This window comes from Streptomyces sp. NPDC060198 (genome assembly GCF_042728415.1).
Taxonomy (GTDB): domain Bacteria; phylum Actinomycetota; class Actinomycetes; order Streptomycetales; family Streptomycetaceae; genus Streptomyces.
The window spans coordinates 1-8,615 of record NZ_JBHWZJ010000296.1 but is presented as its reverse complement, the minus strand read 5'-3'; the positions used below and the strand labels follow the sequence as shown (position 1 = coordinate 8,615).

Annotated in this window: 7 protein-coding genes; 3 read left to right on the top strand and 4 right to left on the bottom strand. The window is 73.0% G+C overall.

What is annotated here, in order from left to right; translation table 11 throughout:
- Positions 1-116 precede the first annotated feature (116 nt).
- A complete protein-coding gene (locus ACFWEP_RS26965; RefSeq protein WP_387373703.1) occupies positions 117-1,043 on the bottom strand; it encodes a hypothetical protein in 927 nt (308 codons plus the stop codon).
- A 385-nt stretch (positions 1,044-1,428) separates the two neighbouring features.
- Here ACFWEP_RS26965 and ACFWEP_RS26960 point away from each other — a divergent pair, with 385 nt between their 5' ends.
- Both ACFWEP_RS26960 and ACFWEP_RS26955 read left to right on the top strand, forming a co-directional pair.
- On the top strand, positions 1,429-1,830 hold the full coding sequence (locus ACFWEP_RS26960; protein ID WP_387373701.1) for a hypothetical protein: 402 nt from the start codon (positions 1,429-1,431) through the stop codon (positions 1,828-1,830).
- The gene (locus ACFWEP_RS26955; protein WP_387373699.1) at positions 1,831-2,043 is read left to right on the top strand and encodes a hypothetical protein; all 213 of its coding nucleotides are present in this window, start codon (positions 1,831-1,833) and stop codon (positions 2,041-2,043) included.
- Between the two features lie 161 nt (positions 2,044-2,204).
- On the opposite strand, the gene ACFWEP_RS26950 is transcribed toward ACFWEP_RS26955, so the two are convergent.
- A complete protein-coding gene (locus ACFWEP_RS26950) occupies positions 2,205-3,119 on the bottom strand; it encodes an aminoglycoside phosphotransferase family protein (RefSeq protein WP_387373697.1) in 915 nt (304 codons plus the stop codon).
- A gap of 169 nt (positions 3,120-3,288) precedes the next feature.
- On the opposite strand from ACFWEP_RS26950, the gene ACFWEP_RS26945 reads away from it, so the two are divergent.
- On the top strand, positions 3,289-4,173 hold the full coding sequence (locus ACFWEP_RS26945; RefSeq protein WP_387373695.1) for an ATP-grasp domain-containing protein: 885 nt from the start codon (positions 3,289-3,291) through the stop codon (positions 4,171-4,173).
- On the opposite strand, the gene ACFWEP_RS26940 is transcribed toward ACFWEP_RS26945, so the two are convergent.
- Complete coding sequence (locus tag ACFWEP_RS26940; RefSeq protein WP_387373693.1) at positions 4,136-6,169, bottom strand: MFS transporter; 2,034 nt, start codon at positions 6,167-6,169, stop codon at positions 4,136-4,138. The two genes, ACFWEP_RS26945 and ACFWEP_RS26940, sit on opposite strands and share 38 nt — an antisense overlap.
- 271 nt (positions 6,170-6,440) lie before the next feature.
- On the bottom strand, positions 6,441-8,615 hold a 2,175-nt coding region (locus ACFWEP_RS26935; protein WP_387373691.1), incomplete at its 5' end, for a serine hydrolase.

Here is an 8,615-nt window from a genome sequence, read left to right as displayed (position 1 = left end):
GGGCGCACGTCCCGGCCCGGCCCTTCGTCGTTGCCCCGGGCGCGAACGCTCGCACGGCCAGGCCGGCGGGCGCGCGATCCGGTCAACAACCTCAAGGTCCAAGGCAGTCACTGCCCTTACGGGTCACGTGGCTCGCGGCCGCGCTTCCACGGGGCACGTGCGGCGGGCAGTCCGGCCAAGGTGTCCTCGAAGGCTCGGCGGTGCGCCTCCAGCAGACGCCACGGGCGCTGCGGCAACGGGTAGTCGTCGCGCAGCACGCCCTCCGGGAGAGCTCCGGTGGCGGGCATCGGGGAGGTCTCGCCCGGTCGCGCGAGGTACGCCCAGACCCCGCTGTCGAGCGGCACCACGGCGCCCCCGTCGCCGGGCGGACGCCAGGGGTCACCCGTGAGTGGGTGACGGGGCACGAGGAGTACGTCGGGGCGGGGCCGGGGCGTACGGACTCCCGGGCCCGCCAGCCCCAAGGAGCGGGGCCCGGGCCCCGCCGGGAGGTACTGGCCGACGGCGTGGCCGAGCAGCTCGGCGAGGGGGCCGGCGGGGAGGGACACCGGGTCGCCGCCGGTGACCGCCACGAGGTGCGCGAGGGCGACCCCGACCGCTGCCTCCCAGCGACGGCTCCAGTTCCCGTCGGGCTCGACGGGCACGACGCGGTGATCGGCGCGCCCCAGGTCGTCCCAATCGGGAGGCGGCCCGGACGGGAGCCCCGAGGGGCCGCGTACGACGGCGTCGGGCTCCAGCCACACCGTCTGCCACGATCCGCAGTCGTCCACCCGCGTCGCCACGGCCCTCCCGCACCCTTCGCACGCCAGATTGGGACCGTCGCGTCCGTCCACCCCCCGGCAGTAGCCCTCGCACTTCTCCAGGATCAGGGCCATGGAGCGGGAATCGCCGGGAGCGATGACGATCCGGTTCCGCGCACCGAAGGAGACCCCGTACACCGGTGCGTAGACGCCCTGCTGGGCGGCCGCCTCCTCCCCGACCTCGTCCCACGGCCTCCAAGGCGGTCCGGTGGGCCGCGGATCGACGGCGAACGTCCCGGACTCCATCAACGGAGGGTGGAGTTGCTCCCATCCCCCGTGGTGGGTGTGCACGGGGAGGGCCACCGGAGTCATCGGTGCCGTCAGCTCCGTGCCGCACCCGGCACACACGAACACGTGCAAACGAGTCCCCCTCGGACACGGACCGGCCCCTGTACCCGCGGATTGTGCCCCGGGCGCGAAAGGTGCTCCACCGGTTTCCGGGAGGCCGGCTGGTCCGGTCCGGCGGATCGCGGCTGGATCAACAGAAAAGCGCAGGTCACACGGCTGATCTTCGAGTGCGCGCCACCATCGGACATGGCAGGATCCCGGGTATGCCGATCGTTGCCGTGTCCTCCGAAGTCTCCATCGCGTACGAGCGCTCGGTGATCCCGGGGACCCGCCCGTCCTGCTCGTGATGGGTTTCGGTGCGCAGATGCTCGCCTGGCACGAGGACTTCCGCCGGGCGCTGGCAGACCTCGACGCCGCCCCGCTACCGACGGGCCGACGCCACCCTCCCCACCGTCCGGCGGCGGACGCCGTAGCCGCCGACCCGGAGTCCGCCGGTTCGCTGCTCCTCACCGGTACGACCTGGACCGGCAAGACGTACGAGGCGTACGGCGCGCTCCGCCGCATCGCCGAAGCGGGCCCGCGTACGTACGAGGTCATCTCGATCACCGCCGCCGACCTGTACGGCCGCCTGCGCCCGAAGGGTTCGGAGCGGGGCACCGAGGAGGAACCGCGCCGTCTCTGCCGGGTCCCACTGCTGCTTCTGGACGACCTCGGGTCAGCGAAGGCCAGCGAGTGGACGGAGTAGGTGACGTACCGGCTGGTCAACGAGCGGTACAACGCCTGCCGCCCCAGCCTCTGCACCAGTAACCTGCCCGTCCGCTCACCCCTGGACGAACAGGGCCGCCCCACCGACCCCGACCTCACCACCGCCCTCGGCGAGCGGATCGTGTCGCGGCTCTCCGAGGACACCCGGATCGTCGCGATGACCGGCGCGGACCGGCGCCGGGCCGGCGGGTGACTCACCCCCGGCCCATGTGTCCGGCATCCGGCATCCGGCATCCGGCGCGGAGAATGGCGAGATGGGAACACCCGTGATCGAGCGTTCGTCCCCGAACGTCCGGAACGCTTGATCGACGGAGTTCGCCGTCGTCTCCCGTCGCTGCCGGGCCGGAGCACTGGCTACTTCGACTCCTCAGCCAGCAACTCACCGAGTACACGGCGGGCGTTGCCCGCCATCACCGGGTTCGTCGTGCGGTAGTGGTCGAGTTCGGGGAGGGCGACGGAGAGGGCCCAGCCCCGGGCCCGGCGCCAAGTCGCCGCGTCGGCGCCCGACTCGGTACGGAATCGGGGGCGGGCGGCGGCGGGGAGCAGGTACCAGGCGGCCATCAGGTCGAGCGCCGGATCGGCGAGGCCCATGCAGCCGAAGTCGATGACGGCGCCGAGGCGGCCCTCCTTGATGAGGATGTTGCCTGGCTGGAGGTCCCCGTGGGACCAGACTCCCGGCCCGTCCGGCGCGGGGGCCGACACCGCCGCCTCCCACACGGCGAGAGCGCCCTCGCTGCCCTCATCGCCCAGAACCTCGCGGAGGGCCTCGATCGTCCGGCGGGTGGCGGCGTCCCGGCCGGCGAGCGGTTCGCCGCGATATGCGGGCGGGGCGCCGGACCGGTCCACTCGGCGCAGAGCAGTAATGAACTGAGCCAGTTCTGACGCCAGTTCACTCGGGTCCGGGAGCGAGTCCGCGTCTTCGCCCGCTTGTTCACCGGCCTCCGTGCCCGACCACCCCGTCAGCGGCTCCCCTTCGAGCCAGCGGCACACCGACCAGGACCATGGGTACCCCTCGCCCGGTCCGCCCTCGGCGAGCGGGGCGGGGACCGGGACCGGGAGGTGGGCGGCGAGGCGGGGCAGCCAGTGCTGCTCCTTCTCCACGTCCCGCGCGCCTCCCTCGGCGAGCGGGAGCCGTACCGCCATCGCTCCCCCGAGCCGGTAGACGGCGTTCACCGTGCCGTGGTCGCCGGTCCGGTGGACGGGGAGCCCGGCCCACTGCGGGAACTGCGCGGCGACCAGGGCCCGTACAAGATCTTCGTCGGAGAGCATGAGCCGATCGAATCGGCTGAGCGGTGCCGCCGCAACCCTATTCCGCGCCGCGCCCCGGCAGGCGCCCGTACCCCGTGCCACCTGCGGAAACCCGCAGCGGCGGGGGCGTCCGGAAGCGGCTCCGGAAAACTGTTGGGCCCGGGGCCCGACGTGCCGGACCCTCGTGCACATGAACGAGCGAAGAGAGCGCCCCGACCGCGACGGCCGACGCCCCGTCCTCCTGCTGCCGCCCCGGCTCACCGCTTCCGCGCGGGCGCTGGCCGCCGCGGCGGTGGGGCGCGGGCTGCGGGCGGTGGAGCCGGGCGGTGCGCGGATACCGGAGGCGCTGCGGGAGACGGCGTACGGCCGTGCGTATCTGCACGCCGGGCCCGGCTTCGCCGACGCGGTGGCGCCGGTGCTCGGGATCGCCCTGCTGGAGGCCCCGGCCGACTGGCTGGCGAGGCTGCCGATCGGCTTCACACGGCGGGAGATCCGGGCGATGCCGATCCGGGAGGCGTACGGGCTGCGCAGGCCGGTGTTCGTGAAGTCGCCCAACGACAAGAGCATCCCGGCCCTCGTGTACACGGACGGTTCCCGGCTGCCCGGCCCGGACGCGGTCGAGCCGGAGACGCCGGTGCTGGTGAGCGAGGTGGTGTCGTACGTCTGCGAGTACCGGCTGTACGTCCTGGACGGGGCCGTGCACACCGCGAGCCGGTACGCCGAGCGCGGCCGTCTCCTGCTCGCGGAGCCGTCGCCGGACGCCCTCGCCTTCGGCGCGGATCTGCTGGCCGCCGCCTCGGACTCGCTGCCGTCCGCGATCGTCGTGGACGTCGGGCAGGACGCGGACGGGGACTGGAGCGTGATCGAGGCGAACGCCGCCTGGGCGAGCGGCTGCTACGCCGCCGACCCGGAGCGGGCGCTGGACGTGGTGCTCCGGGCGGCCGGTCCCACGGCGGCCCTGGAGACCGCCCGCGACCAGGCCTTCGTACGGCCCCAGGCGGTGGAGCCCGCGGCGCGGGGCCCGGAGGACCCGCGCGTCAGCGCAGTTCCTCCGGGCAAGGGGTACCGGGGCTGAAACGGTACGGCGCGGCCAGCTTGTAGACGCCCGCCTTCGGCGCGACCAGTTCGGTCCACTGGTCCCCGTGGGTCTCCTCGTCGACCTGGAGGAGGCACCCGTTGACGTTGTCGAAGGTCTTCGGAGCGTCGCCGTCCTCCTCGGTGCGCGCCTTGGACTCCGCCGTCTCCTGGGGGCGGTCCAGGCCGTTGCCCTCCTCGTCCACGAGGGAGAGCCAGCGGGTGTAGGGCACCCGGATGAGGACACGGCCCGCCTCCGGGACCCGGATCGTGATCTCGTCGGCCTCGAAGTTCAGGACGGTGGCGGGCGGGTCGGCGAGCGGCGTCGGGTCCTCGACCCGGTACAGCTTCCAGTTGGCGTCGGCCCAGATCGGTTTCAGGTACGGCAGGCCCGCGCCGACCAGAGCGGCTTCCTGGGCGGCCCCGCTGTCCGGGTCGCCCTTGGGCAGCACGACGTAATGGACGGCCCAGCGGTCGAGCCACTCGCGGTAGTTGGCCGCGTCGAGGGTGTCGTCGTAGAAGAGCGGGTTGCGCTTCATGTCGGCCTGGCGGTTCCAGCCCCGGGCGAGGTTGACGTACGGCGCCAGCGCCGAGGCCTCACGGTGGCTGCTCGCGGGGACGACCTCGATCCGGCCCCTGGTCGCGTCGACGACCTGGAGCTCGTTGACCAGCGGCGCCAGCTCACGCGCCCAGGAAGCGGTGGGCGCGGTACGGACGATGTCGGCGACGCTCTTGAAGCCGATCCAGAAGTTGAGGCCGGCGATGGCGATCACCAGGGCGTACCAGCGGCGGGTGCGCGACGCGGTGAACGGCAGCGCGGCCAGCAGCACGACACCGGCGAAGAGCATCGCCATGCGCGTGATGTTGGAGCCGATCTGGGAGTCCACGAAGTACGTGGCGAGCGTGCCCAGGCCGTAGACGGCGGACGCGGTGCGGACCGTCTTCCAGTCGCGGGGGACGAGCACGAACACGAACACCGCGAAGACGAACGGAAGCGACAGCGTCCCCACCGACATCGGCTGGGTGCCGGAGAACGGGAACAGCCACGAGGAGAGCCCGACCACCGCCACCGGCGGCAGCCCGATGGCGTACGCGCCGGGGCGCCGCTTGTGCAGGAAGAGCGCGGCGGCCACCACACCCAGGAAGAGCCCGGCGACCGGGCTGGAGGCGGTGGCGAGCCCGGCGAGCGGGGCGGCGACGGCCGCCTTCGCCCAGCGCCGGTACCGCCAGCGGTACGGCCAGCAGAAGACGGCGGCGACGGCCCCGACCGCGAACATCATGCCGAGCCCGAACGTCACCCGACCCGACAGTGCGTTGCACAGGTACGCGAAGACCCCGGCGAGCGAGCAGACGAGCGGGTTCCGCACGGCCTTGACCCGCACCAGGATCAGCGCGGTCAGCCCGGCCGAGACGGTGCCCGCGAGCATCATCGTCGAGCGGACGCCGATGAGGGACATCAGATACGGCGAGACCACGCTGTACGAGACGGGGTGCATGCCCCCGTACCAGGCGAGGTTGTACGCGGTGCCGGGGTGCTGGCCGACGAACTCGGCCCAGGCGTCCTGCGCCGCGATGTCTCCGCCGCTGTTGGCGAAGAAGAAGAACCAGAGGACGTGGGTGACGGCCGCGGCGGCCGTCGCGATCGTGACGGGGTGGCGCGTCAGCCGGCCCAGCAGCGTGCCCGGGGCCGCCTCCGGGTGCTCCCGTTCGGCCTGGTGTCCACGGCCCGCGCGGTCCGCGCCGTCCCGGCGGCCGGCGGCGTCCGGGTGCGACTCGGGTTCTGGGTCCGTCGCGCCCGGGGTGCGCTGGGCCGGCAGAAGGTCCGCCGGTCCTACGGGATCAGCCGGCACGGCGGAGGCCGGCGCCACGGGTTCCGCCGACGTGACGAGCTCCGCGGAACCCGCCGGGCCACCGGTCCCGGGGCTGTCGGTCTCCCCCGGCTTCCGGTCTCTCTCACTGTCCGCCTCGCGGCCGGGTCTCGGCTCCGCGGTGGTCACTACGGCTCTCCCCGTCATCCGCCGGCCCGGTGCGTCTCCGACGACCGCGCGCCCTGCGGGACGCGCCCCGCGCCCGCCCGCCGCTCCAGTCGTCCGGCCCGCTCGGCCTGTTTGGCTGCTCGGCCTTCCGGCTGCTCGGTCTTCCGGCTGCTCGGTCTGTTCGTCTGTTCGGTCTGATCCGGGACGCTAACACGTACCAAGCGGACAGAAGAGGGACGGGGGGTACCGGACCGGTGCCCTCCGCCCCTCTTCCCGCAGGCCGGACCGGCCGTCAGCCGATCCGGGAAAGCTTGGCCCCGATACCGGGCTCGCTCAGGTCCTGGGCCAGGGCGACCGGCACCTTGACCTGGCTGCTGCCCTCGCCGACCGTCAGCGTGCCGACCCGGGTTCCGGCCGCCGCCTCGTGCGGGACGGCCTTGCCGTCATCGGTGAGTTCCAGTTTCACCGTGAGCCCGCCCCAGCCGACCGCCTTGACGTCCTTGGTGGCGACGACCTGGGTGGTGGTGCCGAGACCGTCGTCGACGACCCCGACGACCTGGCCCTTCTTCACGATCGTGGCGCCCTTGAGGGCGTCCTCGGTGGCCAGCATGACCGTCTTGCTGACCCGGTTGACCTCGTCGATGATCGACTGGCTGTCGTACTGGCCGAGGATCGCGCCGACGATCAGCTGATCGGTCCCGTCGATCATCTTGTGGGCCGCGAAGAGCAGGTTGCCGCCCGCCTTCGTGGTCGAACCGGTCTTGATGCCGAGTGCCCCGTCGAAGGGGACCAGGCGGTTGTAGTTGGGCCAGAGCTTGCCGGTGGGGTCGGTCCAGCTCGGCAGCACGGTGATCTCCATCAGCGCCGGGATCTCGACCAGCTTCTCGCCGAGCTTCACCAGGTCCTCGGCGGTGCTCACGGTGGTGGCGTTGAGGCCGGAGGGGTCGGTGTACGTGGTGTTCGTCATCCCGAGCTCCTTCGCGGTGGCGTTCATCTTCTCGACGAACGCCACCTCCGAGCCCGCGTCCCACCGGGCCAGCAGCCGCGCGATGTTGTTGGCCGAAGGGATCATGATCGCGGAGAGGGCGTCGCGCTGGGTCAGCACGTTCCCCTCCTTGACGGTGTCCAGGGTGGACTCGCCCTCGGAGGAGAGCTTGCCGTCCGACTCGCCCTTGGCGTCGACCTTGATCGACGCCCCGTCCTCACCCTTCTTCATCGGGTGGTCCCGGAGCACGATGTACGCGGTCATGGCCTTCGCCACACTCGCGATCGGCACCGGCTTCTGCTTCCCGAACGAGCCGACCTTGCCCAGGCCGGTCGCCGCCATGTACCCCTGGCCCTGGTCCGGCCACGATAGGTCGGGGGTGGCCCCGTCGAACGTGAACGTCGGCGTCGTCGTGACCGCGAGCGTGGGATCCGGCAGCGGCCTGAAAATCTGTACGACTGCAAAGACGATCAGCAACAGGACGACGAGCGGCGTCCAGATCTTGACCCGCCGGACCGCCGTACGCACCGGCGTCTCCCGCGGCGGCGGGGTGTTCGTCAGCTCGGCGAGCAGGTCCAGCGGCGGCTTCGGAGGCAGCGGCAGCGACCGGGTCCGGTCGGGCTCGCCCTCGGTGGGCGTACCGAGTGCCGGCGTGACCGTGGGACCGACGACCGGGCCCTGCGGATCGGGCCGACGCGGCGCGGGCGCCCGTACGTCGTCCGAGCGCAGCGGCACGAAGGTGCTGGTGCGCTCCGAGGCACTCTCGGACTTCGGCTCCGACTTCGGCTCGGACTTAGACCCGGACTTCGGCTCGGACTTAGACCCGGACTTCGACCCGGAGTCCGTTCCGGTCTCCCGCTTCGGCTCTTCCTCGGGGTCCTGCTTCGCGAGGGCCGCGCGCTTGGGGATCTTCAGCGCGGTGGTCGGCTGGTCGATCCGGGGGCGGACCGACTGGAACACGGCGGTGGGCTGGTCGACACCGGTGCTGTCCGCGCCCTCCGCGTCGCTGTCGGCCTCGGCCTCGGCCGCCGCGTCGGCGGGCTCTCCGGCCGCGCCGGGAGCGCCGGATCCCGTGGCCGCCGACGCCGGTTCGGAGGGCGTGGCCTCCTCACGGGTACGGGGCACCTGGGCACCGGCGGTCGCCGCTTCGGGCTTCGCCGCCTCGGTGGGCTCCGAGGGCGCTGCGGACTCGGCGTCGTCGGCGGGCTTCCCGGCCTCGGCGGGCTTCCCGGCCTCGGCGGTGCCGTCGTCCTTGCCGACCCAGGCGGCGACCGCACGGCGAAGCCGCGTGTCGCCGTCGCCCTTGCCGTCGCCGTCGCCGTCGGTGGAGTCGTTCCCGGCCGCCTCGCCCGATGCGTCCCCGGCGTCCTCCGGAGCCTCGTCGTCGTCCGCGTCCGTACCGGCGGCCGGGGCGCCCACGGAGCGCTCCTGCGCGCCGGAGGCTCCCGAGGGTGCGGAATCGGCCTCGGAGGGCCCTGTGGG

Bases quoted from the DNA above. Each gene is read 5' to 3' on its own strand.
- ACFWEP_RS26945 (WP_387373695.1), top strand. From the start codon at position 3,289: ATGAACGAGCGAAGAGAGCGCCCCGACCGCGACGGCCGACGCCCCGTC.
- ACFWEP_RS26965 (WP_387373703.1), bottom strand. From the start codon at position 1,043: ATGGAGTCCGGGACGTTCGCCGTCGATCCGCGGCCCACCGGACCGCCT.
- ACFWEP_RS26950 (WP_387373697.1), bottom strand. From the start codon at position 3,119: ATGCTCTCCGACGAAGATCTTGTACGGGCCCTGGTCGCCGCGCAGTTC.